Annotated in this window: 21 protein-coding genes; 10 read left to right on the top strand and 11 right to left on the bottom strand. The window is 56.5% G+C overall.

Annotated elements, in window-relative coordinates; all coding sequences use genetic code 11:
• The first annotated feature begins 83 nt into the window (after positions 1-83).
• Positions 84-1,874 carry a nitrate/nitrite two-component system sensor histidine kinase NarX gene (gene narX / locus ACT3RT_RS12865; RefSeq protein WP_496203071.1) on the top strand — a complete coding sequence of 597 codons (1,791 nt, stop codon included), beginning with the start codon at positions 84-86 and terminating at the stop codon, positions 1,872-1,874.
• Positions 1,871-2,521: a two-component system response regulator NarL gene (gene narL / locus ACT3RT_RS12860; protein ID WP_185690010.1), complete on the top strand. Its 651-nt coding sequence runs from the start codon at positions 1,871-1,873 to the stop codon at positions 2,519-2,521. Before narX ends, narL begins: the two co-directional genes overlap by 4 nt.
• Positions 2,522-2,634: 113 nt before the next feature.
• On the opposite strand, the gene ACT3RT_RS12855 is transcribed toward narL, so the two are convergent.
• Entirely contained in the window at positions 2,635-3,591 is a 957-nt protein-coding gene (locus ACT3RT_RS12855; RefSeq protein WP_496203070.1) for a glycoside hydrolase family 6 protein, read from the bottom strand.
• 64 nt (positions 3,592-3,655) lie between these two features.
• On the bottom strand, positions 3,656-5,158 hold the full coding sequence (locus ACT3RT_RS12850) for a YchO/YchP family invasin (RefSeq protein WP_496203069.1): 1,503 nt from the start codon (positions 5,156-5,158) through the stop codon (positions 3,656-3,658).
• 245 nt (positions 5,159-5,403) lie between these two features.
• Between ACT3RT_RS12850 and ACT3RT_RS12845 the strand changes: the two genes are divergently transcribed.
• The 4 genes from ACT3RT_RS12845 to ACT3RT_RS12830 all read left to right on the top strand — a co-directional run bounded on the left by ACT3RT_RS12845 (position 5,404) and on the right by ACT3RT_RS12830 (position 10,771).
• A complete protein-coding gene (locus ACT3RT_RS12845; protein ID WP_496203068.1) occupies positions 5,404-6,675 on the top strand; it encodes an acyltransferase family protein in 1,272 nt (423 codons plus the stop codon).
• A gap of 333 nt (positions 6,676-7,008) precedes the next feature.
• Positions 7,009-7,758: a gluconate 2-dehydrogenase subunit 3 family protein gene (locus tag ACT3RT_RS12840; RefSeq protein WP_353501948.1), complete on the top strand. Its 750-nt coding sequence runs from the start codon at positions 7,009-7,011 to the stop codon at positions 7,756-7,758.
• Positions 7,759-7,775: 17 nt separating this feature from the next.
• Positions 7,776-9,539: a GMC family oxidoreductase gene (locus tag ACT3RT_RS12835; RefSeq protein ID WP_396130779.1), complete on the top strand. Its 1,764-nt coding sequence runs from the start codon at positions 7,776-7,778 to the stop codon at positions 9,537-9,539.
• Complete coding sequence (locus ACT3RT_RS12830) at positions 9,536-10,771, top strand: c-type cytochrome (protein ID WP_496203067.1); 1,236 nt, start codon at positions 9,536-9,538, stop codon at positions 10,769-10,771. Before ACT3RT_RS12835 ends, ACT3RT_RS12830 begins: the two co-directional genes overlap by 4 nt.
• Before the next feature lie 399 nt (positions 10,772-11,170).
• On the opposite strand, the gene ACT3RT_RS12825 is transcribed toward ACT3RT_RS12830, so the two are convergent.
• Positions 11,171-11,662: a hypothetical protein gene (locus ACT3RT_RS12825; protein ID WP_496203066.1), complete on the bottom strand. Its 492-nt coding sequence runs from the start codon at positions 11,660-11,662 to the stop codon at positions 11,171-11,173.
• 53 nt (positions 11,663-11,715) lie between these two features.
• Here ACT3RT_RS12825 and ACT3RT_RS12820 point away from each other — a divergent pair, with 53 nt between their 5' ends.
• Positions 11,716-12,282, top strand: coding sequence for a YbhB/YbcL family Raf kinase inhibitor-like protein (locus tag ACT3RT_RS12820; protein WP_485900361.1), 567 nt, complete (start codon positions 11,716-11,718; stop codon positions 12,280-12,282).
• 18 nt (positions 12,283-12,300) lie between these two features.
• Here the strand turns inward: ACT3RT_RS12820 and ACT3RT_RS12815 are convergent, their stop codons facing one another.
• Entirely contained in the window at positions 12,301-12,966 is a 666-nt protein-coding gene (locus ACT3RT_RS12815) for a DUF998 domain-containing protein (RefSeq protein ID WP_496203065.1), read from the bottom strand.
• A gap of 218 nt (positions 12,967-13,184) precedes the next feature.
• Here ACT3RT_RS12815 and ACT3RT_RS12810 point away from each other — a divergent pair, with 218 nt between their 5' ends.
• Entirely contained in the window at positions 13,185-14,912 is a 1,728-nt protein-coding gene (locus ACT3RT_RS12810; protein ID WP_496203064.1) for an alpha-amylase family glycosyl hydrolase, read from the top strand.
• Between the two features lie 99 nt (positions 14,913-15,011).
• The gene (locus ACT3RT_RS12805) at positions 15,012-16,061 is read left to right on the top strand and encodes a helix-turn-helix domain-containing protein (RefSeq protein ID WP_496203063.1); all 1,050 of its coding nucleotides are present in this window, start codon (positions 15,012-15,014) and stop codon (positions 16,059-16,061) included.
• On the opposite strand, the gene ACT3RT_RS12800 is transcribed toward ACT3RT_RS12805, so the two are convergent.
• Positions 16,021-17,061 carry an alpha/beta hydrolase family protein gene (locus ACT3RT_RS12800; RefSeq protein ID WP_496203062.1) on the bottom strand — a complete coding sequence of 347 codons (1,041 nt, stop codon included), beginning with the start codon at positions 17,059-17,061 and terminating at the stop codon, positions 16,021-16,023. The genes ACT3RT_RS12805 and ACT3RT_RS12800 overlap by 41 nt on opposite strands.
• 92 nt (positions 17,062-17,153) lie before the next feature.
• Complete coding sequence (locus tag ACT3RT_RS12795; protein ID WP_496203061.1) at positions 17,154-18,728, bottom strand: ABC transporter substrate-binding protein; 1,575 nt, start codon at positions 18,726-18,728, stop codon at positions 17,154-17,156.
• A gap of 256 nt (positions 18,729-18,984) precedes the next feature.
• Between ACT3RT_RS12795 and ACT3RT_RS12790 the strand changes: the two genes are divergently transcribed.
• Positions 18,985-20,946 (top strand): glycoside hydrolase family 3 protein, encoded by a 1,962-nt coding sequence (locus ACT3RT_RS12790; RefSeq protein ID WP_496203223.1) that lies wholly within the window; start codon positions 18,985-18,987, stop codon positions 20,944-20,946.
• Between the two features lie 53 nt (positions 20,947-20,999).
• On the opposite strand, the gene ACT3RT_RS12785 is transcribed toward ACT3RT_RS12790, so the two are convergent.
• Genes ACT3RT_RS12785 through ACT3RT_RS12765 form a run of 5 tightly spaced genes read right to left on the bottom strand, consistent with a single transcriptional unit; the run spans position 21,000 to position 26,081 of the window.
• Entirely contained in the window at positions 21,000-21,677 is a 678-nt protein-coding gene (locus ACT3RT_RS12785) for an ABC transporter ATP-binding protein (protein ID WP_353501943.1), read from the bottom strand.
• The gene (locus tag ACT3RT_RS12780) at positions 21,674-22,588 is read right to left on the bottom strand and encodes an ABC transporter ATP-binding protein (RefSeq protein WP_051899443.1); all 915 of its coding nucleotides are present in this window, start codon (positions 22,586-22,588) and stop codon (positions 21,674-21,676) included. Before ACT3RT_RS12780 ends, ACT3RT_RS12785 begins: the two co-directional genes overlap by 4 nt.
• Entirely contained in the window at positions 22,578-23,447 is an 870-nt protein-coding gene (locus tag ACT3RT_RS12775; RefSeq protein WP_496203060.1) for an ABC transporter permease, read from the bottom strand. Before ACT3RT_RS12775 ends, ACT3RT_RS12780 begins: the two co-directional genes overlap by 11 nt.
• Before the next feature lie 13 nt (positions 23,448-23,460).
• Complete coding sequence (locus ACT3RT_RS12770) at positions 23,461-24,513, bottom strand: ABC transporter permease (RefSeq protein ID WP_353501941.1); 1,053 nt, start codon at positions 24,511-24,513, stop codon at positions 23,461-23,463.
• Positions 24,513-26,081: an ABC transporter substrate-binding protein gene (locus tag ACT3RT_RS12765; RefSeq protein ID WP_396130790.1), complete on the bottom strand. Its 1,569-nt coding sequence runs from the start codon at positions 26,079-26,081 to the stop codon at positions 24,513-24,515. Before ACT3RT_RS12765 ends, ACT3RT_RS12770 begins: the two co-directional genes overlap by 1 nt.
• Positions 26,082-26,299 lie beyond the last annotated feature (218 nt).

Genomic DNA, 26,299 nt, shown 5'->3' with positions numbered 1-26,299 from the left:
GGGATATCACGCCGGATAATAAAAAATATGCCCACACTAACCGAATGCCCTTATCCCTTAACGTTACTGACAGGAATGACAAGATGCTTAGACGCGCTGTGACGCCGCTGTCGCTAGTCAGCCAAATTGCCCTGCTGATGCTGTTGCTCGGCCTGTTGGGCATTGGCGGGATGAGCGTCGCCGCGTGGATGGCGCAGAGCATTCAGGGTAACGCCCATGCCATCAATAAGGCCGGTTCGCTGCGTATGCAGAGCTATCGCCTGCTGGCCTCGGTGCCTCTGACCCCGGCCAATAACGCCTATTTGCGCCAGATGGAGCAAGATCAGGACAATCTCGATCTGCGCCGCGCGGTGCAAAGTGAAGATCTCCAGCCAGAATTCGATGCCCTGCGCCGCTACTGGATGACCACGCTGAAGGACCAAATTCGCCAGGCACAGACTCCCGCGCAGGTGGCCTCCAACGTGGCGGTGTATGTCGGCCAGTTAGACAAACTGGTGGCCGCGCTGGAGCATAAGACCGAATACCACCTGACGCTGATTTCACTGGTCCAGCGCGGCCTGCTGCTGGTCACACTCTTACTGCTGGGGCTGACGATTTGGTTTCTACGCCGTCGGCTGCTGGAGCCGTGGAAACGGCTGCTGGCGCAGGCCAACGCGGTGAGCGCCAGCGATTTTAGCCAGCGTTATCAGGTAAGCCAGACGGCCCGCCCGCACAATGAAATGGATATTCTCGGCCAGTCGCTAAACAGTATGTCGCAGGCGCTGGAGCGCACGGTGGACAGCCTGGCGCAGCTGGTAGATAACAAAACTGCCGATTTACAGCAGAAGAATCAGGTGCTGGATTTCCTCTATCGCGTCAGCCGCCAGCTGCATACCAGCGCCCCGCTGGAGCAGCGTTTAGTGCCGGTGCTGGAGGAGTTACAGAAGCTGACGCCGCTACAGTCCGTACAGCTGCGGCTGTATGAGAACAACAGCGCAGAGCTGTTTAATGATATCGGCAGTCCGGCTGCGAGCCAGCACCATTTATATAGCGACAACAACGCATCTGCTAAAAATAGCCACCAGCAGCCCCTCAGCTGGAGTTTGCAAGACGAGCGCGAGAATTACGGGGTTCTGCTGGCGCAGCTTCCACAGGGCACCTCGCTAACGCGCGACCAGCAGCGTCTGGTGACGACCCTACTGGAGCAACTGACCAGCACCTTGATGCTGGCAAGACAGGCTGAGCATCAGCAGCAATTGATGCTGATGGAAGAGCGTTCCGCCATTGCCCGTGAGCTGCACGATTCGCTGGCGCAGTCCCTCTCCTGCCTGAAAATCCAAATTGCCTGTTTGCAAATGCAAGGGAGCGAGTTGACGGCAGAAAACGGCCAGCTGGTGCAGCAGATGCGCGACGAACTGAATACGGCTTATCGCCAGTTGCGCGAACTGCTGACCACTTTCCGCCTACAGATGAACACCCCCGGCCTGCGCGCCGCTTTGCAGCACGCGGTAGATGAGTTCTCGGCCCGCATGGGGATCACTATCGCTTTTGACTACCAGTTACCGCCGCGATCGGTACCGGCCAATCAGGCGATTCACCTGCTGCACATTGCCCGCGAAGCCCTGAACAACGCCTTTAAGCACGCCAATGCTGCGCAAATTTCACTAAGACTCAGCTGTGAGCACGACGAAATTATGATGCAAGTGACCGACGACGGTCATGGCATCCCAGAAAATATCGAAAGACAGCACCATTACGGCCTGATCATCATGCAAGATCGCGCCAAAAGTTTGCACGGCCAATGCCAAATTACGCGCCGGGAAAGCGGCGGGACACAGGTCACCGTCCGCTTCCGTCCAGACGCATTGCCGATTAATCCCCAGGAGCAAGTATGAACGACGCGACCCCTTCGACTATTTTATTGATTGATGACCACCCGATGCTGCGCAACGGCGTTAAGCAACTTATCGCGCTGGACACTACCCTGCAGGTGATTGGCGAAGCGAGTAACGGCGAGCAAGGCGTTGAACTGGCAAAACAGCTCGACCCGGATTTAATCCTGTTAGATCTCAATATGCCCGGCATGAACGGCCTCGATACGCTGGATAAAATGCGCCAAACCGACCTCTCCGGGCGCATCGTGGTGTTTAGCGTGTCGAATCATGAAGATGACGTGGTGACCGCCCTCAAACGCGGCGCCGACGGTTATCTGCTTAAAGATATGGAGCCGGAAGACCTGCTCGCCGCGCTACACAATGCGGCAGGCGGCAAGATGGTGCTCAGCGAAGCCCTGACGCCAGTGCTGGCGGCCAGCCTGCGCGAGAGCCGCCCGAGTGGCGATCGCGACATTCAATCCTTGACGCCGCGCGAGCGCGATATCATCAAACTGATCGCCGAAGGCTTGCCCAACAAGGTGATCGCCCGCCGCCTGAACATCACCGAAAGCACGGTAAAAGTTCACGTGAAGCACCTATTGAAGAAGATGAAACTCAAATCCCGCGTCGAAGCGGCGGTCTGGGTGCTGCAAAGTAATGTGATTTAACGGTAACTTTTTTTGTTTGGTTTTGGTTTTTTACTCCTTCCCCTTTCAGGAGGGGAGGAGCTGAATGGCCTTATTTTTGACTTTCCGCATCCGCCCAAAATCGCTGCTGACCATCACTTCCCTTCAATTAGCCGCACTGCCAGCTCCGGGCTAAAAACGCCCGCCGCCGGGCCGTTGTGGCAGTCGGCGCTGGGGGAAGACGCGCCGTCGGAATCGCCGGGCTGCTTGACCCAAACTGCCATCGTGTCAGCTGAAATCTTGCCCGGCAAGCTGCCAATTTTGCGCCCCAGCGGGTTACACCACTGGCCGTTTTCAGAGCCGTTGCCGCTGCGTCCGGTGTCTATCAGCATCGATTTACGGTAGCCATAATTAGCCGCCAGACGGGCGTTAATCGCCTCACCGTAAGCCGTCGATTGCTCAAGCCGATAGAAGTTTGACACGTTCAACGCAAAGCCCTGCGCCAGATTAATGCCCGCCGCGTTAAGCAGGTCCGCCATGGCATCTGCGGGCTTCCAGCCTGCATTTCCCGCATCCAGATACACCTTGGTCTTTACCGCGTGCTGCTGAAACTGCTGCAAAGCATAGTGAATTAGCCCCAGCCGCTCTTGGCGCTTGGCGGGGGTCAGGCAGTCGCTATCGGCCAGCGCATCGGGTTCGAGCACCACCATCGCCGTTTGGCTGCCGACGCCGCTGATGAAATTATCGATCCAACCGCGATAGTTCTGAGCATCGCTCGCTCCTCCGGCAGAAGCTCCTCCGCTGCAATCCCGCCCCGGCAGGTTATAGGCTACCAACAGCGGAATGCGCTGAGCCTGGCTGGCGGCATTCACATAGCGGCTCACCGCCTGCGCCAGTTGGTCGTTGCTTTGGCTGGTGCCGGTAAACCACATCGCCGAAGGCACTTGGGCAATGGCGGTGTTAATGGTTTTGGCGCGAGGGTCGTCAGGGTGAGCTTTCACCCACTGGGCGGCAGAAGAGTTGGGATTAATATAGAAGCTATCACTGGCCAATGCGGCCAGTGTCCAGCAGGAACTGAGTAGGCAGATGCCGATCGCTGCGCGCTTTAGCATGGGTAAGTTCTCAAGATTAAAAAGCCATTATAAATAGCTTAATTAAACGCCGGTGAATCACCCATTAAAAATTAAACTTCTGCTGCTGCATATCTTCACTCAGCGGCGGCGGCGTGACGTTAAGGGTGATCCAGTTAGATGTGACATGCTGGTCTTTGCTGTCCACCACGGTGACGGACAGACGGTAGCTGTTGCTGGCATCCGGCGAGCTATCCCACGGCGGCACAATCAGGCTCCAGCCATCGGTGTCGCGGTTATTGTGCGGCGGCGTCAGGCTTAGCGCCTGAGTGTCGCCCTGCCAGCTCAGCGCGCTGACACTGTTGAGTGCCCTGACCTGCAATTTCAGCTCGACGGTTTCACCCGGCTGTAAATTCCACGGCGGCGTCGCCAGATAAACCGACAGCGTTTTGCGCTGTTTGAAATCCATTACTGGCATGTTATTGCGCTCGACCACGTCCATCCGGCTGCCGCGCAGCGAGTGCGCCTCGGCCACATTGTTGGCAGAAAGCTGCTGGGAGAGCGGCACGCCGAGACGGTAATTGAGCGTCAACTCGACGCTGTCCTGATTGTCGCCATCCTGCCCGGCCTGGTGGGCGGCTTTCACCGTCACCAGCGGCACCGGCGTGTAGTTCAGGCCAAACGTCATGGCCGACGGGTTGGTCTGCCGCGTGCCGTTGCCGAACAGGTCCACCTGATTGCCATAATACTGCTCGAAGCTCAGCGAGGCGCCAATCTGGCGATAAAACGGCAGATAGCCTTTGGTGGTGATGTCATAGCCGCGTGCCTGACGGCGAAGCTGCGGCGAACTGCTGCTGTCCGCCTTATAAGAGGAAAACGGATGATAATAGTTGGTGGAGAAATGCAGGTAATCGGTCCACGCCTCGGCGCCCAAGCTGCCACGGCTTAGCTGATGGTCGAAGTCGTTATCCACAAAGGCGTTATAGCCCAGCATCCAACTGCCCTCATTCCAGCGCTGCCCCAGCCCGAAGTTCCCCACGGTGGCGTCCGTGGAGCTGACCAGCCCCACCTGACTGTAAGTCAACAAATGGTCGTTTTGGTAAAGCGGGCTGAAGAGCTGCCCCCGGCTGCCGTCGAGATTTCGCCCGCTGACGTCGAGCGACATGCTGGCGGTGCCAAGCGGCGAGAGCAAGCTGCTGGTCTCTTTCTGCACCAGCTTGGCGGCCTGCGTTAGCGCCAAACTTTCCGCCTGCTCGCGCAATGGGTCCTGACTGTCGCTGGAGGTGCTCTGCTCGCCAAACTGTTTCAGCGTATTGGCGATTTTGGTTTCAGCCGCCGTCGCGCCGCTGGCGGGCTTGTAATAAGCGCTACCCAGACTGGGCAAGGTGTTGGGATCTTGGGCAGGAGTACCGGCATTGAACATCGAATTGGCATCGCCAGCGGGAGCTGAGAGGTCAGCATCGGGAGAAAATCGCTGGTAAGCGTCTACCGTCAGCGCATTGGCGCTTGCAGTATAGAAAGCCGATCCCCACAGAATAAGCAGTGAGGCGCGCAGTGGCGGCGCAATTCGCTTCAATAAATTGGGAAAAACTTCTGTGACGTCTGTCATGTCCTGCACAAATAAAGAGTGAACAACGATCTTAACCCACAGAGGACATTTATCAAGGCACAAGAGCACTTTAGGCCACTTTCGGTAACGCTTTAGGTAAATTCTGAAACATTTTTTACATTTGGTTTAAGTTTCGTTCACCTCCCGTCAGTTATACCTCGTTGACCTGATCCGTGAGCACGCTGTCATTCCCTGATGACGTCTGGGAACGACGGATTGTCGCTTTATTGTTGCGGAGACAACGGATGCAGAAAGCATCAAAACAACGTTTTATTGGTTTGGAATGGCTGCGCTTCCTGCTCGGCTGTTATGTGATGATTTACCACACGGTTCATCAGTACCCGCAGCGCGGTTCGGTGCCCTTCTTGGCTGAACTCACCAGCATGGGGTTCTTCGCCACCAGCACCTTCTTTGTGCTTTCCGGCTTTCTGCTTACTCACGTCTATTTCAACGGCAACCAGATGCGCGAGTCGGGCAGAAGCTTTCTAAAAAAGCGCTTCTGCAACCTCTACCCAATCCATATTGTGGCGCTGGCGTCGTCGATTTTGGTGGTCAGCCTGATGCAGTGGCTCGCCATTCCGCCCGAAGGCCCCGGCTCCAGCCTGCGCTTTGTGGTGTATGACACCAACTCCGAGCTGGCCGGCACTAATCCCGAACTTTTCCGCCACTATATGACTAACGCCCAGTTGGCATTTAACGGCGTATTACAGCTGCTGATGCTGCAAGCCTGGAACCCCTATTTCCTGACTTTCAATGCGCCGCTGTGGTCACTCTCCACCCTGTTTTTCTTCTACCTGTTCTTCCCGTGGCTCGGCCCGAAACTGCTGGCACTGCGCCATAAAAGGCTATGGATGGCGATCATCTGCGCCCTCTACCTGCTGCCGCCCATTTGGGTGATTTGGCAGCAGCAGTACGGTATGCCTTTCACCGGCCTGTTGCAGCGTGGGCCGCTGTTCCGCCTGCCGGAGTTTCTGGCGGGGATACTCGGTTATGGCATTTTCCGCCAGCACCAGAGGGCCAATCTGGTGATTGGTCGTTCGACGCGCACCCTGCTGGCGCTGGGGATTTTGCTCTGCTTCCTGATTGGCACCGCGCTGTTTACTCACGGCAACGGTCGGCACTGGTACTTCCTGCTGCACAATGGATTATTACTTCTCTCGCAGGTCTGTTTGGTCTACCTGAGTGCCTTGGCTCACGATCCGAAAAGCGCCTGGCTGCGACACTGGTCGCCACGGCTCGGCGCAGCCTCTTTGTCGATTTTCGCCCTGCACGTTCCGCTGTTCAGCCTGTTCCGCACAGTGGAACAGTTACTGCGCGGCGCACCGATGAGTTGCTTTAATGATTGGCAAGGTTGTATTGATGCGGCGGGCAAAGTGCAGCTCAGCGTGCCCGGTTATGTGATTTATCTGCTACTTACTGTGGCAATTTGTGTGATCTTCCAAGAAAGGTTTGTCGTGCGGATGCGCAATTTTCTGCTACGACTCTTCCCTGCGTCAGCAAAACCACAACGTCAGTAATGACAGGGGCTGCAGAGGAATTTCGCCGCACTTTGTAGCCCTTAAGTTGTGTAAATTAAACACGGTTCCTATAACAGCTTTACCCAAATTTACACATTTCATAACATTTTTAACATCTAAGACCGTTCTCGTTACAAGGATTAATCATCTATCCTGTCTAGGTAAATTTGATTTTAGTTACGCCACCCGAATGCAGATTTTTCTTTGCATCGCGTGACTATGATCACAATTAACGATCTACACATAATGACAAATTTGCACGCCGTATCCCCTCGTTAGACAGCACAGATTGTCTGATGAGAAGTGCGCATTCTATAAAACAAGGGAACATAGATGAGCAAAAAAACCTTGCCCGGCGTTACGCGTCGGCAGATCCTGACGTTTTCCGCCGCGTCCGCCGCTCTCGGCGTCGCCAAGGCAGCAAACGCCATTACGCTCAAAGGAACGCCCGTGTGGAGCCCCTTTGACGCCAGTCCTCCCCCGCAGATTGAAACCGAAGGTTGGGTGTTCTTTACCGACGCCGAAGCCGCCGCGCTGGAAGCCATTGTTGACCGTCTGATCCCCGCTGATGAGTTGAGCGTAGGGGGCAAAGATGCCGGCTGTGCCGTGTTTATTGACCGCCAGCTAGCCGGTTTCTACGGCACCTACTCCCGTCTGTATATGCAAGGCCCGTTCAAGCAAGGCACGCCGGAACAGGGCGACCAGTCACCTCTGGTTCCCCAGCAGCGCTACCGTTTGGGTCTGGCCGCTTTAGAGCAATACACCCAGACGGAACACAAAAAATCCTTCAAAGATCTGACCGGCGACCAACAGGATGAAATCTTGGGTGGCTTACAAACCGGAAAAATAGCTTTGAATGGCATCGATTCCAAACTGTTCTTCGATATCGCGCTGAAGAACACCATGGAAGGTTTCTTTGCCGACCCGATTTATGGCGGAAACCGCAACATGGTGTCATGGAAAATGCTCGGGTTCCCGGGCGCGCGTTACGACTATCGCGAATACATCGGCAAACATAACCAGAAGTTAGATCTGGAACCGCTGAGTATCTCCGGTGGAGATGCATGGAAGATGAAAAGCTAGGGGCGAAAGAACAGATTATGGCAAAGAAACTACCCAAAACTGACGTGGTGGTGATTGGTCTCGGCTGGGCCGGATCGATTATCGCCAGCGAATTGACCGACGAAGGTCTGAACGTGGTCGCTATTGAACGCGGCCCGTGGCGTGATACGGCGCGTGATTTTAACGTCGCCACCGTCACCGATGAACTGCGCTACAACAGCCGCCAGGAGCTGATGGTGCAGACCGCGCAAAACGCCATCACCATCCGCAACAACCCGTCGCAAACCGCACTGCCAATGCGCGAATGGGGTTCGTTCCACCCGGGTAACGGCACCGGCGGCGCGGGCAACCACTGGGCGGGCATCACCTTCCGCTTCCAGCCTGACGAGTTCCGCCTGAAAAGCCACCTGACAGAGAAATACGGCGCGAAGGCCATTCCAGAAGAGTTAGTGCTACAAGACTGGGGCACCGACTGGGAAGAGATGGAACCGCACTACTCCTCTTTCGAGCGTTTGGCGGGCGTTTCCGGCAAAGCCAGCAATGTGAACGGCGAGCACCACGAAGGCGGCAACCCTTACGAGGGTATGCGCTCCATCGAATATCCAACCAAGCCAATGGACATGCCGTATGGCCCAACCCTGTTCGCCGAAGCCGCGCGCAACATGGGTTACAAAGCCTTCCCGGTGCCATCCTCACTGGTGTCCGAAGCCTACACCAACCCGCTGGGCGTCAAGATGGGCCCTTGCACCTACTGTGGTTTCTGTACCAACTACGGCTGTGCCAACTATTCGAAAGCCAGCGCCATCACCACCGTGCTGCCCGCGCTTATCCGCAAAGAGAATTTCGAAGCCCGTACCAGCTGTGAAGTGATGCGCGTGGTGAAATCTCCAGACGGCAAACAGGTCACCGGCGTGGTGTATATCGACTCCTCCGGCGACGAGTGGGAGCAACCGGCTGACTTAGTGATCGTCACCGCGTTTACCTTTGAAAACGTGCGCCTGATGCTGCTATCGGGGATCGGTAAACCATACGATCCGATCAGCGGGACCGGTACCACCGGGCGTAACTATGCCTACCAAACCGCCAACGGCGTGCAGCTGTTCTTCGATGACAAGAACTTCAACCCGTTCATCGGCGCAGGTGCCGTGGGCATGGGCATCGACGACTTCAACAATGACAACTTCGACCACAGCGGCTTAGGCTTCTTCGGCGGTGGCAGTATTCGCGTCACGCCAATCGGTGGCGCACCTATCGGCTATCGCCCTGTCCCACCGGGAACGCCGAAATGGGGTAAAGAGTGGAAGAAAGCTACGGTAAACAACTACCTGAGCAGCATGTCGATTGGTTGTGAAGCCAGTAGCTACACCACCCGCACCAACTATCTGTCTCTCGACCCGAACTACGAAGATCGTTTAGGCCGTCCGCTGCTGCGCGTCACCTTCGACTTCCCAGAAAACGACCTGAAAATGGCCGCGTATTGTACTGGGAAAGTCGGCGAAATCGCTAAAGCCATGAACCCGCGCCAATATGTTGAAAACCCGATGAAAGGCCACTGGAACGGCGCGCCGTATCAGTCCTCTCACGTGGTGGGCGGTTTCGTGATGGGTGCAGACCCGGCAACCAGCTCGGTGAACAAACACCTGCAGGTGTGGGATGTGCCGAACCTGTTCGTGGTCGGCGCTTCCGCCTTCCCGCAGAACCCAGGCTATAACCCAACGGGCACCGTTGGCGCGCTGGCGTTCAAGGCCGCAGAAGCCATTCGCAAGTATTATCTGAAGAAACCGGGAGAGATGATTGCATGAAAACTTTAGCTTCCTTCTCACTCGGACTGGTGGCCTTAACCCTGTCAGGTCTGGCTCACGCCGCGGGCGATGGCGCTTTCGAGCAGGTTGAGCGCGGCCGCTATCTGGCGACCGTCGGCGACTGCGCCGCGTGTCACACGGCTTCTACTCCGAACGCTAAGCCTTTTGCTGGCGGCGTGCCAATCGAAACGCCTTTCGGCCGCTTGGTGGGCGCGAACATCACGCCTGATCCAGAAACCGGTATCGGTAAATGGAGCTTCGACGACTTCCAGCGCGCGATGTCCGAAGGTATCGGCCACGGCGGCAAACGCCTGTACGGCGCCATGCCGTTCACGGCTTACACCAAGGTTACTCGCGAAGACAACGCCGCGATCTGGGCCTATTTGCAGACGGTTCAGCCGGTGCATAACGAAATCGAAAGCAACCAGCTGCCCTTCCCCTTCAACGTCCGTACCAGCCTGATGGGTTGGAACTGGCTGAACTTCACCAAGGGTGAATACAAGCCGAAGATGGATAAGTCTGCTGAATGGAATCGTGGGGCTTATTTGGTTGAAGGTTTAGGCCACTGCGGCACCTGTCACACGCCGAAGAACCTGATTGGCGGCGACAAAGACAGCCAGTTCCTGCAAGGCGCGGTGATTGAAAACTGGGTTGCTCCAGACATCACCGTGAACCAGCACACCGGGATTGGTAAGTGGACCGAAGAAGACCTGATGCAATATCTGAAAACCGGCGCAAATCGTTTCGATATCGCCTCTGGCCCAATGGCTGAAGAAGTGGATCACTCGTCCCAGCACTGGACCGACGCCGACCTGAAAGCGGTCGCGGTTTACCTGAAAGACAGCGGCCACGACAGCGGTTCTAAAGCACCAGAGCCAATCAAAGCCGATGATAAAGCGATGATCGCCGGGAAGCAGATTTACGCCGACCGTTGTTCAGCCTGCCATACGCCAAACGGCCAAGGTCAGGAAGGTCTGTTCCCGCGTCTGGCCGACTCTGCGTTGATCAATCAGGATCACGCCACGTCGCTGATCCGCGTCGTGCTAGCCGGCAGCCGCCCGGTCGCCACCAAAGCCGCCCCGACCGCCCCGTCAATGCCATCCTTCGATGGTGTGATGAGCGATCAGGATGTCGCCAACGTGCTGACCTATATCCGTAACAGCTGGGGTAATTCAGCATCAGCCGTATCGAGTTCGGATGTTAAGGACTTGAGAGCTGAACTGAAGAAATAGTTATTAAGGTTTGACCTTAATAATCCTCAAGTGGGGGCGCTGAAAAGCGCCCTTTTTTTTTCGCTTGTAAGCGAAGGAACTTCAGGTCAAGGTCAAAACCGTGCGCTGCCGCCACACCGGCCTTGAGGGGCGCCTATCGCCGCGCCCCTCAAGACTCCCCGGCTCTTTACTGCGCGCTATCGCTCGTTGGGCGGACATGTTTCAGGAGCTTCCGTTATACACCGCAAAATGTCGCCGCTTAGGCGGTGCCTTCGCCACGGGATTCGAGCCATAGGTCTCGAACCTCTCGCTCAGCGCCATTTTTGACTGCGGTTTTGAGGCATCTCGGCCGTGCCGTTTCAGTGAGGTTTGTCTTGCTCCCTACCCTATTTAGGGGAGGGGTGGGGTATTTCAGAAAACTCAGTGAGTTAGTTCAGTCTTGGTGGGTTTTCTCCTTCTCCTCTCAGAGGAGAAGGCTGGGATGAGGAGTGGTTTAAAATCACGCTCAATCTGGCAAACCTCACCCCAGCCCTCTCCTTGAAAAGGAGAGGGCGTAACTGAAACGGTACGGTGTAAATGCCAGTAGGTCGCGTTCAGAAGTGACGCCGAGCAAGAGGTGGAAAACCGCGAGTCTTTTTTCGCGGGTTGTAATCCCGCAGCGAGGGAACCGCCTAAGCGGCGGCACTTCGCGGCGATCATCAAGGCTGCTGAAACACGTCCATTCCGACCCTGCGCAGCCTCGATCTTCCAGCAGCAAAAAAACGCAGGATTCCAAAGGGTTTCGTTTAAAACCCTTTGGGCCAGTGTGGGCGGCGAGCCCACGGTCTTGACCTTGAATTCCCCAAGATTTGCAATTAAAAACCCCCTCAATAACAATTCATCACTTTTCCTCTCCCCGCCTGTTATGCGCATAACTCCCCCCTCCTGCTATGCTTTCAAACACATTCCCATCCGAAGGATTCACCATGCCCGCATGTAAAACAGTGTTAAAAACGACTCTCGCCGTCACGCTCGCTGCGTGGTTTCCGCTCGCCAATGCGGCGGGTATCTTCACCCTTACCTCTGGCGACTTCAAAGATGGTGAGATGATGGCGCAGAAGTTCGCAGGAAATATCAAAGGCAATCAGTTCTGTACCGGTGAAAACGCTTCCCCGGCGCTAAGTTGGGAAAATGTGCCCGAAGGCACCAAGAGTCTGGCGTTGACGATGGTTGACCCAGAGGGGCGCGGCGGGCTGGGGGTGAATCATCTGGTGGCTTACGGGATTGCGCCGGATGCCAAAGGCTTTGCCGAAAACGATTTGGCGAAAGGCAAAGGCTTTGTTGGCGGCAAAAGCACCCAGGGTAACGGACATTACAACGGACCTTGCCCGCCGGTCAGCGCCGGGGTTCATCACTACACCTTCACGCTGATCGCCACCGACCTGACGCCGGACGCCCTGCCTGCGGGCCTGACGCGCGAACAGCTGTTGGAAAAACTCGACGGACACAGCAAAGGTGCCGCCGGGATTATTGGCCGTTTCGGTAACAAATAAGCCGACTGGCAGGCGGTTTCAGGCCGCCTGCTGCTTATTTACCCGCGCCACCAGCAGAGAGATGCCGGTAAAAATTTGCCAAAACGTGATGCTGTAAACCGAGCCTCGCTCAGCAATGCCGGTGGGTAAAATACCCCGCGTTAGCACCACCAGGCTGAGCAAACCGAAAATGCCCAACAGCCAGCTTAACCTGCTGAAAGTCAGCCAAGAGGCTTTATTCCACTGGCTCCAGCCCGCGCACAGCAAGGTCAGATTCCCGCCGACGATCGCCAGAAATGCGCCGAACTGATGCAGTGACACGCCATGAAAAACAGTGTCTGAAGGTTCACTGTGGAACAGAGCAATGAGAATTCCGCCCGCGCCGTGCAGCAGGCCGAAGAGCAGCATCAGCCTTGCCGATAGGCCGCTAAACAACGGCCGTAACAGCCAGCAGGCGATGAAAAACAGCACGCCTTCTATCGCAAAACCGGCGTTCATCACCCCATACAGCGGCGAGCAAATGTCTCGTCCGTCCGGCATCACGCCGCACTCGGCAACCCCCAGATCGCTAATGTAATTATTAACGTAGCTGTAGGCCGGTTGGCTCCAGCCCAGCGCGGCGATTTTCTCTGCCAATAAGTAGATCAGCCCGCCAAGCATAAAGCTCAGCGCGCCGCCAATTTGACTCTTATTTACCTGCTGCATAAGCCCCTTAAATCTTCAAAGTTCAGCTGATAAAACCTCTATCAACTTGCAACATTTCATTAGCGCGATCATTGATTGTGACCCTACTCACAAAGCTATGCTCTGTCCTAGCCTATTGAAATGACGTGGCTAAATAGCTGCTACTGTCATAACTCCTCGTATTAAAAATGAAACGCGATTGGTACTTTTTATTATTTTTTTACTCAGGAGAAAGTGACATGAAGAAGCATAGCATTGCGATATTCACCGCGTTAGCCGTCGCGACAATTTCATGGCAAGCGCAGGCCCAAAACGACGCCCCAGAATGGGTCAGCAAAGCGGTTTTTTACCAGATTTACCCCTCCTCATTTAAAGATTCAAACGGCGACGGCGTCGGCGACATTCAGGGAGTGATCGACAAGCTGGATTACATAAAATCCATCGGCGTGAACACCTTGTGGTTCAACCCGATGTTCTCCTCTGAATTCAAAGACGGCGGCTATGACATCACCGACTTCTACTCCATCGACAAACGCTTTGGCACCAACGCCGACTTCAAACGACTGGTGGAAGAGGCCCACAAGCGCGGCCTGCGCGTCTGTTTGGACTTGGTGGCGGGACACACTTCCGACCAAAATGCTTGGTTTTTAGAATCGAAAAAAGGCCCGGACCAGCGCTACAGCGACTACTACATCTGGCCGGACAGAATTCCTGACGACGTAAAAGGAAAACAGAAAGACCAAATCAGCGGCGTGATTGGTGAAGATAGCTTTGTAAAAACCGACTCAGGGCGCTCGCCGTTTTACATCAAAAACTACTACGATTCCCAGCCAGCGCTGAACTACGGCTACGCCAATCCGAACCCGCAACACGCGTGGGAACAGCCGATTGACGCCCCCGGCCCGATGGCGGTCCGCCGTGAAATTGAAAATATCATCGCGTTCTGGATGGACAAGGGCGCTGACGGTTTCCGCGTGGATATGGCCTCAAGCGTGGTGAAAAATGATCCGGGCAAACTGGCCTCAATCAAGGTCTGGCAGGACATCTCCTCATGGTACAAAGCCAAGTATCCCGAGGGGGTGCTTATCTCCGAATGGAGCAACCCGAAAGAGTCCTCCGCCGCCGGATTCAACATCGATTTTATGATGCATACCGGCAAATATAACTTCTCCTCGCTGTTCTTTAACAAGGTCGGCGGCGAGTTCGAGCCGCAGGTCAGCTACTTCGCCAAGCAGGGCAAAGGCCAAATCAAGGAGTGGTACGATCTTTACACCGAGCAATACAACGCTACCAAGGGTAAGAGCTATATCTCCCTGCCAACCGGCAACCATGATATTCAGCGCCTGAACGCCGGTGACCGTAACACCCTCGACCAGCTGAAAGTCACCATGACCTTCTTCCTCACCATGCCCGGCACGCCGTTTATCTACTATGGCGATGAGATTGGGATGAAATTCCAGACCGGGCTGTGGAACAAAGAGGGCAGTCAGGGGCGCGCCACCAAGAACCGCGCGGGTTCAAGGACGCCAATGCAATGGGATGACTCGAAAAACGCCGGATTCTCCACGGCGGATTATTGGAATCTCTACCTACCGGTGGATAAAGACGCTAATCGCCCGACAGTAGCTAAGGAGGACAAAGACCCTGCCTCGCTGCTCAACTACACCCGCCAACTGCTGACGCTGCGCAAAGACTCTCCGGCACTGTCGGCAGATGGCGAGTGGAAGCTGGTGAGCGACGTCAATCAGCCCTACCCGATGGTCTATTTGCGCTCCTCGGGCGATGACCGCTATCTGGTGGTGCTCAACCCAAGTGAGCAGCCGCGCGATGTTTCCGTCCCCGCGTTGAAGGTAAAAACCGCCAAACTGGTGGCCGGAGATAATGCCCAAGGCAGCTATAAGCCGGGCGAGCAAAGCGATGCCATCCACGCTGGCGCAATTTCTGCGCAGGTTTATAAGCTGGATTAACAGCGTTTCACCACTCCTCCCGCCCAGTAGCGCGTGCAGCTTGGCGAGAGGAGTGGCAAAAGCTACACTTCACGCTTTATTCTCAGCCAGCGTAAGCCCATGATTGTCATCCCCTTGCCGTTTGTTATTTCTCTGCTGCTTGTCGTGTTGTGGGTTCGTGAGTTTACGCGCTGCGCGCCGCACCGTTTTCACCGCCTGCTGTTTATCGCACTTTGCGTAATATTGACCAGTCTGGTTGGACTGCGCTGGAGCTTTCATTGGCCGCTAGTTACCCTGATTCAGCCGGTGGTCGCCTCGCTACTACCGCCGCTGGCTTGGGCCTGCTTTGCCGATATCACCCAGCGTCGCTCGATGAGCCTCGCGCCCGTCGTCATTCCGCTGATTTTCGCCCTGCTGGTCGCCTTAACCCACCTTGGCTGGCCCGCGCCTCTCGACTCGGCCCTGTCGGGCTTGTATCTCGGTTATGGCGTGGCCTTTGGCCGATTAGGGCTGGGCAGCAGCGATAATCTGCCTGCGGTTCGCCTCTCTGATGCCCGTCTCGCCCGCAGAACGCTATTACTGACGGGCGCTTTACTCTGCCTCTCCGGCCTCTCAGATGCGCTGATCGCGGCTGATTTCACCCTGTTTAGCGGCCAGCACGCCGCGCTGCTGGTCGCGGTATGTAACTTACTGGTCCTGCCGTTACTGGTGTTGAGCGCGGCGCTTGGCCAACAGAGCGTGCCTGCTCCACAGGTCGAACCGACCGATGCCGCGCCCATGGCTGAAAAAGCCGTGGCGGCTTCGGATGATGACCGGGTTATTGTCGAGCAAATCCGGGCGCTGATCCGCGACAAAGCCCTGTTTCTCGACCCCGACATCACCCTCGATCGCCTGTCGCGCAAAGCGTTGATCCCCACTCGACAGATTTCACAGGCGGTAAACCGCGTTTTGCAATGCAGCGTATCGCAACTGCTCAACAGTTACCGCGTGGAGGAGGCCTGTCGCCTGCTGAGAGAAACCGAGCTGCCGGTCACCAGCATTATTTTTGAGTCAGGTTTCCGCACCAAGTCCAACTTCAACCGCGAATTTCTGCGACAGACAGGCATGAACCCCGGTGACTATCGACGCGCTAATGCACTGGCACGGCCTGAGCCAGAAACTCAGCAATAAGCTGTGCAACCTGCTGGTGAATGACCTGCCGCGAACGTCCCGCGCCGTCGTGGCAGATAATACCGTCGCCGGGCGCCCCCTCTTCAATCAGCGCCTCTCCGCCCGCTTTGCACTGCTGCATAAAGCTAAAGTGCGAGGCGTCGTTCAAATTCATATAGCGCGAGCCGGAGGCGGGCAACCCAGCGGCGAGATAAGCTGATTCCCGTGCGGCGGGCAATTCGGCGATATTGGTTCCCGCGCTTAACACTAAAAAAGGCACTTTTATCGCCGCCAGACTGGGTTTGGAGAAGCCTCTGGCAAAGCCCAAATCGAGGGAAACCACCGCTTTCACTCGTGGATCTCGCCAATCAGCATCCAGCAGTTGGGTGAACTGCGGCGAACGGTTAATGCCCATTTCAGCCATCAAACTGCAAATGCGCGTTTGCGGAGCAGGCTGGCAATCTTTGACAAACTGCGCGGTGTCGAATCGCGCTCCGGCCAACTCGGCTACCGTCCAGCCTCCCAATGAGTGTCCCACGGCGGCAATTCGCTGGCTATCCACCTTTCCCACCCATTCCGCAGACGCCAGCAGCGCGTCGATCGTCCGACTGAGGTCCTGAGGGCGCAGCCACATCTGCGCGGCTTTCTCCGGGCTTTGGTCCATGGTGGTGGTGCCGGGGTGGTCCGGCGCGGCCACGATATAGCCTTGAGCCGCTAAATCGCCCGCCAGCCAGTTGAGATTGCGCCAATTACCGCGATAGCCGTGAGACAGCACCACCAGAGGATGGCTGCCCACCTGCGGGCTGGCGTCACGGATAACCGCAAGGCCGACAAAGGCTGGGTTATCGCCTACTAGCGTCACAGGTTGAGTTTGTTGAGTGGGATACCACATGGCAATGTGCAGAGGGCGTGGGCTTGTTTCACCCAGCGTTGTTTCGCGAAAACCCACCTGAGAGGCGGCGCTGACAACCTGAGTCAAACAAACCCACAACAGCAAGAAAGAACTAAGACGACCAAACATAGGGACACTCCATGAAGAAAAGAAGGTCCCTATTTACTGCTCAAGCCAAGGCTGGCGCGACCTGATACGCGATTTAGGTCGCGCTTTTGGCCTTATTTATTCACCGTATCCAAATATAGCTGGCTACCCGCGACGTTTTGACTGGCGCCCGTTACGTTGTCACGTAAAGCCACCAGTAGTTTACTTTGCAGCGCCACCACGAATGGCGAGTTGTTCTGTATTTCACGTTGCAGATCGGCGTAGCGCGCCAGACGTTTGGTTGGGTCAGACTCTGCCGCCGCTTCGCGGGTCTGCTTACTGATTTCCGGGATCACCCATTGAATACGCTGGGCCAGAGTTTTCGGGCCGTCCGGCACGTTATAGGCAAAGGTGCTAGCGTTGGTATTTGGGTCGAGGTAATCCGCGCCCCAGTAGGTGAAGATGGACTGGAACTTGTGCGCACGCATGCGAGTCAGCACGTCGCTTTCCACCAGCGGATGCACCACTAAGTTAATCCCTGCCTTGGCGAAGCTGGCTTGCAGCGACTGGGCGATATCAGAATATGGCGGCTGGTTGATCACCAGCAGGTCAATTTTGGTGCCTTCGGCGATGCCCGCTTTGCTCAGGATCTCTTTCGCTTTGGCGACATCCAGCTTGAACGGCTGGTCGTCAATCGCGCCAGCCAGACCATCAGGCAGGAAGGTTTGGTGGATGGCGTACTGGCCTTTCAGCAGGTCCTGCGAGATGCCTTTGTAGTCCACCAGCCAGCGAGCCGCTTGCCACAGCGCCGGGTTGTTCAGCGCGGGCTGAGAGGTGTCGCCGGTGTTGAAGGCCAGATAGAACACCTTGGCCGCCGGGAATTCAGAGACGCGCACGCCCTTCTCTTTTTGCAGCGAGGCGAACTGGTCGGCACCCAAGTCATAGGCAATGTCGGCATCGCCGTTTAGCACCAACAGGCGGCGGGTTGCCGGGTCCGCGACGTTTTTAAACAGCACGTTTTCTAGCTTCGCCAGAGGGTGCGCATTCGGGTTACGTTTCAGCACCAGCGCCTCATGCGGCACGTAGTTGCGCACTTCAAAGGCACCGCTGCCCGCCGAGCGAGAGCGCAACCAGCTGTTGCCGAAGTCGTTATTTTCCGCGTGGGATTTCACCAGTTTGCTGTCGACAATCGCCGCCACCGGCGCAGTCAGCACGCGCAGCACCAGCTCGCTGCCGATATCCGCAGGCCAGCTGATTTGCAGCTTATCGTCACCCACTTTTTTGAATTGGGCATCGACGTTGTCCGGCGTCCAGCCCAGCTCGCCGAGGATAAACGACGGGCTTTTGTTGAGTTTCACCGCGCGGGTGTAAGAGTAAATCACGTCATCCGCCGTCACCGGGTTGCCGCTGGCGAACTTCGCTCCCGGCTTGATGGTAAACACCAAACTGTGTTCGCTATCGCCTTTGGTCCAGCTTGAGGCCACGTCCGGGTCCAGCGTGTCAGGGTGCTGGCGGTCTGGTGAGACAATCTGCTGATAAATATTGATTAAATTTCCCGAACTCACGGTTTCAAAGCTTTCAGCCGGGTCGAGACTGATAATGCCCTCAAGGGTGCTGGCGATAACCAGCGTATCTTTCGGCGTCGCCGCATGAGCACTGAACGCCGCCGCAACGGCCAAGAAAAGCAAAGAAGGAAGACGAACTTTCATGAAGGCAAAACTCCCGAAAAATTAAGTGTTTTTCGAGTGTAAGGACACTCACTCCAAGGCAAAACCATGAAATTAAGCAATATAATTCAGAAAATTAGCTAAGGCGGCGTTAAGCCAAATTTAAAGCGCGGTTAATGGCGGGTGCTGATTTTTCGGCCACCTCGGATATGCGACTTCTATCGCAATATCAATCCCCTAAGTAGGTTATTACTGAGCTGCTTGTTGGTATATAAATCAACTATTAAGGATGATAATGATGAAAATCACACCGCTGAGCCTCGCCGTTTCGGCCTTACTGCTCTCCACCCCTCCGACTTTCGCCAATGATGATCAGCCCGAACTCAGCCAGCGCGATGTCACCCTGTTGACCGTCGATGGGTTGAAGTTCAAAGACCTCAATCATTCGGGAAAACTGGAACCTTATGAAGACTGGCGGCTGATGCCGGAGATGCGCGCAGCGGATCTGGTAAAGCGCATGACGCTGGAAGAAAAAGCCGGGGTGATGATGCACGGCTCTGCCCCCACGGCTAACAGCCCTATCGGCGCGGGTAGCAACTATGATCTTAACGCTGCGAAACAGATGATTGCCGGGGCCAAGGTGAATAGCCTGATCACCCGTTTAACCGGGGAGGATCCGGCGGCGATGGCCGAAGAAAATAACAAACTTCAACAGATTGCCGAAGGAACGCGGCTGGGTATTCCCATCACCATCAGCAGTGATCCCCGCAACGCGTTTGAGTATTTAGTGGGTGCCAGCTCATCAGCTGGTAAATTCACCAAATGGCCGGAAACACTGGGCCTGGCCGCCATCGGCGATGAAAAAACCACTCGCCGCTATGCCGATATTGTCCGTCAGGAATATCTGGCAGTGGGAATTAGAGAAGCCTTGTCTCCGCAGGCCGATCTGGCAACCGAACCCCGCTGGGCGCGCATCAGCGGCACCTTTGGCGAAGATCCGACTCGCGTCCATAACATGGTGCGTGGCTACATTGCGGGCATGCAAAACGGCAACAGCGGGCTGAATCAGGGCAGCGTTATCTCGGTGGTTAAACACTGGGTAGGCTATGGCGCGGCGGAAAACGGCTTCGACAGCCACAGCGTTTATGGTAAGAACGCCGTTTTCCCCGGCAACAATCTTAAAGAGCATATTTACCCCTTCACCGGCGCGTTTGAATCTCAAGTTGCTGGCGTCATGCCCACCTACTCCATCCTGAAAAATGTATCGATTGAGGGCAAACAGCTGGAGCAGGTCGGCGCGGGCTTTAGCCACCAGCTACTGACGGATATTTTACGCGGGCAATATGGCTTTAAGGGCGTGATCCTCAGCGACTGGCTGATCACCAATGACTGCGATGAGGTGTGTATCAACGGCGAGCCGGACGGCAAAGAACCGGTACCTGGCGGAATGTCGTGGGGCGTCGAGCAGCTCACTCCCCAGCAGCGTTTTGTTAAGGCGGTGAAAGCCGGTATCGATCAGTTTGGCGGCGTAACAGACTCCCAGCTTTTGGTCAACGCAGTCAATGAAAAACAGCTGACCGAACAGCGGCTTGACGAGTCCGTGGTGCGCATTCTGCAGCAAAAATTCCAAACCGGCCTGTTTGAAAATCCGTACGTTGATGTGCAGAAAGCCGCGCAAACCGTGGGTCGGGCTGACTGGCAGAAAGAGGCCGATGCCGCACAGTGGCGCTCGCTGGTGCTGTTGCAGAACAAAGACGCCATTTTACCTCTGAAAAAAGGCAAAAAAATCTGGCTGTACGGCGTGGCGGCGAAAGCGGCACAGGACGCAGGATTTACCGTCGTCGACTCGCCGGAAAAGGCCGATGTCGCGCTGATCCGCGCCCAGGCGCCATATGAAAAGCTGCATCAGAACTGGTTCTTTGGCAAACGCCATCATGAAGGTTCGCTGGCCTTTACTGAGGACAATGCCGATTATCGGGCAATCATTAATGCCAGTAAGCACGTCCCGACGGTGGTTAGCCTGTATCTGGATCGCCCGGCGATTTTGACCAATGTACAAGATAAAGCCAAAGCCGTTATCGGCAATTTTGGGGTCAGTGATTCGGTGCTGTTTAGCCACTTGACCAGCAGCGAAGCCTTCACCGGCAAGCTGCCTTTCGAGCTACCTTCCTCCATGGAAGCCGTGCTCAAGCAGCAGTCCGATATGCCGCACGACAGCCAATCGCCGCTGTATGAAATTGGTTTTGGGCTAGCGCGCTAATGAGTCACCGGCCCTAACGCTCGCTTACCTCGCGCTAGGGCAGGTAGACTACATCACCCGACAATATGGCCCTTCGCCATATGCACCGCCCTGTCACACATGTGGTCGATCACATCGGCGTCGTGGCTTACCAGCAGCATGGTCAGATCGGTTGAGGCTTTCAGGTCATTGAGAAGATTGAGGATTTCGGCCTGCACTGACATATCCAGCGCCGACGTCGGCTCATCCAGCAGCAGCAATTTCGGCTTAAGCAGCAGAGCGCGAACGATTGCCACGCGCTGGCGCTGGCCGCCGGAAAGCTGATGTGGATAGCGACTCATCAGGCTGGGATCGAGTCCTACCTGACGAAAACCTTCGGCAATTTTTTGCTCGATATCCTGCTCTTTCAAGATTTTCAGCGGCTCAGCCAAGGTGCGGCTGAGGCGATGTTTCGGGTGCAGCGAGGCATAGGGGTCCTGAAACACCATCTGCACGTCGCGGCGCAGGCTGCCGGTGAACGGCTTACCCGGCACCAGCTTCTGGCCGAGCATGGTTAAGTCACCTTCCCACTGGCCATTTAACCCAGCCAACACCCAAAGCAAAGAGGACTTACCACAGCCTGACGGACCGACTAGGCCAAAACACTCGCCCTGCTTAATGCTCAGACGCACGTCATGCACCACGGTGCGCAGCTCATAGCCGTGACGGTGTGAAACGCTGAGGTGGTCTAATTCAGCAACGACCTGACTCATGGCTGTGGCTCCTGTGAGGAAGCATCTTTCGATGAAGCGGATTTCAGAGACTCAAGCAGCGCGCGGTCCAGCACCGGCAGGCGTTCACCGTGGGTGAACTTGCTCGGGCGGCATGACCACAGAGTGTGAGTGTACGGGTGCGTGGCGTGCGCCAGCTGGTCGGCTGGCAGCTCATCCAGCAGGTCGCCTTTGTACATCACCAGCACGCGTTCGCAGAACTGCGACACCTGCTGCAAATCGTGGCTAATCAAAATCAGCCCCATGTTGCGCTGCTCAACCAGACGTTCAATCAGGCCCAGCACCTGCTCGCGCATGTCGAAGTCCAGCGCCGAGGTCGGTTCATCGGCAATCAGCCACTGCGGGTCGTTAATCAAGGCAATCGCCAGCATCACGCGCTGGCCCATGCCGCCGGAAAGCTGGTGGGGATACTGCTTGCACAGGCGTTTCGGGTCTGGCAGGCCCACTGCGTTAAGCATCTCCAGCACCTTCTCCTGCCGCTCTTTGCGACCAAGGCGCGTGTGCAGGCGCAGCGGCTCCTCCACCTGCCAGCCAATCGGCTGCGACGGGTTGAGAGCGTGTTTCGGATCCTGCATCACCATGGAGACGCGATTACCGCGCAGCTGGTTCCACTGGCGTTCGCGCAGGGTTAGCAGGTCTTGGTCGCCCAAGGTTAACTGGCTGGCGCGCACTTCGCACGGGTGCGGCAACAGGCCCATCAGGGCGCGGGCGGTTAAGGATTTGCCCGAGCCGGACTCCCCCACCAGCGCCACGCGCTCTTTGCCGACGCTGAAAGAGAGCGACTTCACCAGCTCCACCGGGCGCGGGCCGGGCAGATAGACCGTCAGGTCTTTGGCAACAAGCACGTCATTGTGCAGCGTCTTTTGTTGGTTCTTCTCGAAATCATTTGCCATGTCGCGGGTCCATTTTGTCACGTAGGCCATCGCCCAGCAGGTTGAATGCCAGACTGGCGAACAGGATGGCACCGCCAGGCGCGGCGGCGACCCACCACTGGTCGAAAATCACTTTACTGCCCTCGGCAACCATCGAACCCCATTCGGCGGTCGGTGGCTGGATGCCCATGCCGAGGAAGCCCAAACCGGCAGAGGCCAGAATGATGCCGCCGAGGCTCAGCGCCGCGCGCACCACGGCGCTAGGCAGGCACAGCGGCAGAATATGGCCGAACATCAGGCGTAAGCCGCCAATGCCCTGCATACGCGCCGCCGCCAGATAGTCACTGCGGCGCAGCGCCAGCGTCTCCGCCCTCGCCTGACGGGCAAACGGCGGCCAGCTGGTGAAAGCCAGTGCCAGCGCGCCATTCATCAAGCCCGGACCAAGAATGGCCACCAGCGCCAGTGCGATAACCAGGCTTGGCAGCGACAGCACGATGTCGGTCAGGCGCATAACAATGCGCTCATACCAGCCGCCGATGTTACCCGCGCTGATACCCACCAGCAGGCCAATCGGAATGGTCAGGATCAGGATCAGCGACACCAGCAGCAGCGTAGGCCGCGCGCCGTAAATCACGCGGGAGAGCAAATCACGGCCAAAGCCGTCAGTGCCCAGCCAGTGCTCGGCAGACGGCGGCAGCAGGCGAAATTCAATATGCTGAATGTTCGGGTCGAAAGGTGCCAGCAGCGGCGCGAGCAGCGCGCAGGCAATCAGGATGATGACCAGCGCGGTGCCAATCGACAAGGTGGTGATACGCCTTGCCGGACGCCATTCGGTCGAGGCATCGACCTGCGTTGGCTGGTCAGGAATAAGTTGAGTCATATCAGTCAGCCACTTATCGGGTTCGCGGGTCAAGAAGGTAAGTCAGGGCATCAGCCAGCGCATTGAGCAGCACGAAACAGGTGCCAATCAGCAGCGTCGCGCCAAGAATCGCTGGCGTGTCGGCAGCAAACAACGCGGTGGTCAGGTAGCGCCCCACGCCCGGCCAGGCAAATACCGTTTCGGTTAATACCGCCCCTTCCAGCAGGCTGGCGTAGGAGAGCGTTAACACAGTGATGAGCGTACCCAAAACGTTAGGGAAGACGTGACGCAGCAGCACGCGGCCCCGGCCAGCGCCCTTCGAGCGCGCCAGAATCACATACTCTTTGTTCATTTCGCCCAGCATTGAGGCGCGCAGCAGGCGGGTGATCCCCGCCATGGAAAGCAGCGCCAGCACGGTCACCGGCAGCCACAGGTGGCTGATGGCGTTGAAGAACATCTCGCGATCGCCAGACAGCCAGGTGTCAATCAGCACAAAACCGGTTTTTGGCTCCATGCTATAGAGATACACATCGTCCAGCCGCCCCGGCCCGCCGGCCCAGTGCAGCACGGCGTAAAACAGCAGCAGCCCCAGCAGGCTGAGCCAGAAAATCGGCACCGAATAGCCGAGCAGCGAAATCAGCCGCGCGGCGTTATCCAGCCAGCTTCCCGGTTTCCATACCGCCAGCAGCGCCAGCGAAATACCAAAGAAAGCGCCGAAGATGATGGCGCAGGTAGCTAACTCGACGGTAGCCGGGAAGGTGCGCGCCAAATCACTCGCTACCGGCTGCGCGGTGATGCGTGACATACCCATATCGCCGTGAGCCAGATGCTCAACATAGCGACCAAACTGCACCGGCACCGACTGATCCAGCCCGAGATCTTTGCGGATCTGGGCGTAAGTCGATTCGCTGGCGTGGTCGCCAGCCACTTGCAGCGTAGGGTCAATCGGCGCGAGGTGGGAAAGCGTAAAGGTAAACGCCAGCAGGCCGAGCAGCGTCAGCGCCAGTGAAATCAGGCCGGTCAGCAGACGGCCTGACCAGCGCCAACCCTGCCGGACGAATCCGGCGGGTGTTGAACTATCAGTCATTACTTAGTGACCTTGCTGTAGAAGACCATGTCAGGGTTGATACCCTGCACGTAGCCCTGAATGTTGTCACGCACGGCAATCAGGCTCTTGGCCTGCAAACCAATCACGAACGGCGAGCTTTTCTGCACTTCTAATTGCAGTTTACGGTAATCCGCCACGCGTTTAGCTTGATCAGGCTCGGCGGTCGCCGCCAGCGTCAGTTTATTCAACTCTGGAATTGACCAGTTAGCGCGCCATGCCAGCGTCTGGCCGCCATTCTCTGCGTTATAGGCAAAGGCCGAGGCGTTGGTGTTCGGGTCGAAGTAATCCGGACCCCATGAGGACATGTACGCGTCGTACTCGTGGGCTTTAACCTTGGTAGAAATCTGCTGGCTCAGGCCCGGATCCAGTTTCACCGTCACCCCGCCCTGCGCGAAGCTCGCCTGCAAGGCTTGGGCGATGTCCAAATACGGCGGTTGGTTGGAGGTTGAAATGGTGAAGGTGACGTTTTTCAGCCCGGCTTTTTCCAGAATGGCTTTAGCCTTGGCTGGATCGTAGGTGTAAGGGTTGTCATTCAGCGCGCCAAGATAGCCCTCTGGCAGGAACGCCTGATGCACCTGGAAGGTGTCTTTCATCAGATCGTGGGCGATGTGTTTGTAGTCAAACAGGTAGCGTGCTGCTTCCCAAAATGCCGGGTTGCCCAAGGCTGGAGAGGCTTTGGCGTTAAATTGCAGGAAGTACAGTGACGCGTAAGGGATCGCCAGCGGCTTCACGCCCTTTTTGCCTTCCAGCGCGGCCATTTGGTCAGCACCGAGGTTACGCGCCATATCGGCATCGCCCTGCTCAATCAGCAGGCGGCGAGCAGCCGGATCCGGCACGTTTTTGATCAAGATGGTTTTCAACTTAGGCGCGCCCTCTGGCGAGCTTGGGTTGGCGTCGAGCACCACCACTTCATGCGGCACGTAGGTGCGGATTTTGTACGGGCCGCTGCCCGCGGAATGGCTGGCCAGCCACTCATGGCCAAGGTCGGTGCCTTTGGCATTCTCTTTAACCTGTTTGCTGTCGACGATGGAAGAAACTGGCGCAGAGAGCAGGCTCAGCACGAAGTTCGGGCTGACGTTGGCGGTCCAGCTCACCTTCACGTGGTGATCGTCAACTTTGGTCAGGAAGCTGTCGACGTTTTTGGCATCCCAACCCAGCTGGGTCAGCACGAAGGATGGCTCGAGGTTGAGCTTCACTACGCGAGACAGGGAGAAAATCACGTCGTCGGCGGTCAGGGGGTTGCCGCTGGCGAACACGGCTTTAGGGTCGAGGGTAAAGGTCAGGCTGCGGTTGTCTTTGCCTGCTTCCCACGAGGTCGCCAGCGTCGGTTTTAAATCGATTGGGTTATTCGGGTCTGACTGCACCAAACGCTGATAAATATTGTTGAACGCCTGCACGGTGGTCAGCTCAAAGCCCTGCGCCGGGTCAAAGCTTGACGTGTCATCGATAGATTGCGCAATAACCAAGGTATTCGCTGGCGTTGCGGCCTGAACGGTAAAGCTGGCCGCGATAGCCGCGAACAGAACGGAAGGGATAAAGGCTTTCATGGTGATGACTCTCCAACATAGCGAAATTGCTAATAATTTCCTGAGTGTATGTGAGTCGCTAACTCACAAGAAAGTCGTTTAACGACTAACCTTATGCTTTTATCGCATAAGATTATGAGTATGGTTATTAAAGCGGCGTTTAGCCAAATGTTCAGTATCAAAGTGGGGAGGGAAAGGTGCCAAAAAGCCTTGCCTCCCCTGTTTCCAAGGGAGGCATT

Origin of the sequence: Ewingella sp. AOP9-I1-14 (assembly GCF_052375995.1) — a bacterium.
Lineage (GTDB): Bacteria > Pseudomonadota > Gammaproteobacteria > Enterobacterales > Enterobacteriaceae > Ewingella > Ewingella allii.
This window is presented reverse-complemented; position numbering and strand designations above follow the sequence as displayed.

What these genes read in the sequence shown, in the direction of transcription:
- ACT3RT_RS12785 (WP_353501943.1), bottom strand. Translation starts at nt 21,677, where the DNA reads ATGAGTCAGGTCGTTGCTGAATTAGACCACCTCAGCGTTTCACACCGT.
- ACT3RT_RS12840 (WP_353501948.1), top strand. Translation starts at nt 7,009, where the DNA reads ATGAGCAAAAAAACCTTGCCCGGCGTTACGCGTCGGCAGATCCTGACG.
- ACT3RT_RS12845 (WP_496203068.1), top strand. Translation starts at nt 5,404, where the DNA reads ATGCAGAAAGCATCAAAACAACGTTTTATTGGTTTGGAATGGCTGCGC.
- ACT3RT_RS12800 (WP_496203062.1), bottom strand. Translation starts at nt 17,061, where the DNA reads ATGTTTGGTCGTCTTAGTTCTTTCTTGCTGTTGTGGGTTTGTTTGACT.
- ACT3RT_RS12780 (WP_051899443.1), bottom strand. Translation starts at nt 22,588, where the DNA reads ATGGCAAATGATTTCGAGAAGAACCAACAAAAGACGCTGCACAATGAC.
- ACT3RT_RS12855 (WP_496203070.1), bottom strand. Translation starts at nt 3,591, where the DNA reads ATGCTAAAGCGCGCAGCGATCGGCATCTGCCTACTCAGTTCCTGCTGG.
- narL (WP_185690010.1), top strand. Translation starts at nt 1,871, where the DNA reads ATGAACGACGCGACCCCTTCGACTATTTTATTGATTGATGACCACCCG.
- ACT3RT_RS12775 (WP_496203060.1), bottom strand. Translation starts at nt 23,447, where the DNA reads ATGACTCAACTTATTCCTGACCAGCCAACGCAGGTCGATGCCTCGACC.
- ACT3RT_RS12795 (WP_496203061.1), bottom strand. Translation starts at nt 18,728, where the DNA reads ATGAAAGTTCGTCTTCCTTCTTTGCTTTTCTTGGCCGTTGCGGCGGCG.
- narX (WP_496203071.1), top strand. Translation starts at nt 84, where the DNA reads ATGCTTAGACGCGCTGTGACGCCGCTGTCGCTAGTCAGCCAAATTGCC.
- ACT3RT_RS12815 (WP_496203065.1), bottom strand. Translation starts at nt 12,966, where the DNA reads ATGCAGCAGGTAAATAAGAGTCAAATTGGCGGCGCGCTGAGCTTTATG.
- ACT3RT_RS12820 (WP_485900361.1), top strand. Translation starts at nt 11,716, where the DNA reads ATGCCCGCATGTAAAACAGTGTTAAAAACGACTCTCGCCGTCACGCTC.
- ACT3RT_RS12850 (WP_496203069.1), bottom strand. Translation starts at nt 5,158, where the DNA reads ATGACAGACGTCACAGAAGTTTTTCCCAATTTATTGAAGCGAATTGCG.
- ACT3RT_RS12825 (WP_496203066.1), bottom strand. Translation starts at nt 11,662, where the DNA reads ATGCGCATAACAGGCGGGGAGAGGAAAAGTGATGAATTGTTATTGAGG.
- ACT3RT_RS12805 (WP_496203063.1), top strand. Translation starts at nt 15,012, where the DNA reads ATGATTGTCATCCCCTTGCCGTTTGTTATTTCTCTGCTGCTTGTCGTG.
- ACT3RT_RS12790 (WP_496203223.1), top strand. Translation starts at nt 18,985, where the DNA reads ATGAAAATCACACCGCTGAGCCTCGCCGTTTCGGCCTTACTGCTCTCC.
- ACT3RT_RS12835 (WP_396130779.1), top strand. Translation starts at nt 7,776, where the DNA reads ATGGCAAAGAAACTACCCAAAACTGACGTGGTGGTGATTGGTCTCGGC.
- ACT3RT_RS12830 (WP_496203067.1), top strand. Translation starts at nt 9,536, where the DNA reads ATGAAAACTTTAGCTTCCTTCTCACTCGGACTGGTGGCCTTAACCCTG.
- ACT3RT_RS12770 (WP_353501941.1), bottom strand. Translation starts at nt 24,513, where the DNA reads ATGACTGATAGTTCAACACCCGCCGGATTCGTCCGGCAGGGTTGGCGC.
- ACT3RT_RS12810 (WP_496203064.1), top strand. Translation starts at nt 13,185, where the DNA reads ATGAAGAAGCATAGCATTGCGATATTCACCGCGTTAGCCGTCGCGACA.
- ACT3RT_RS12765 (WP_396130790.1), bottom strand. Translation starts at nt 26,081, where the DNA reads ATGAAAGCCTTTATCCCTTCCGTTCTGTTCGCGGCTATCGCGGCCAGC.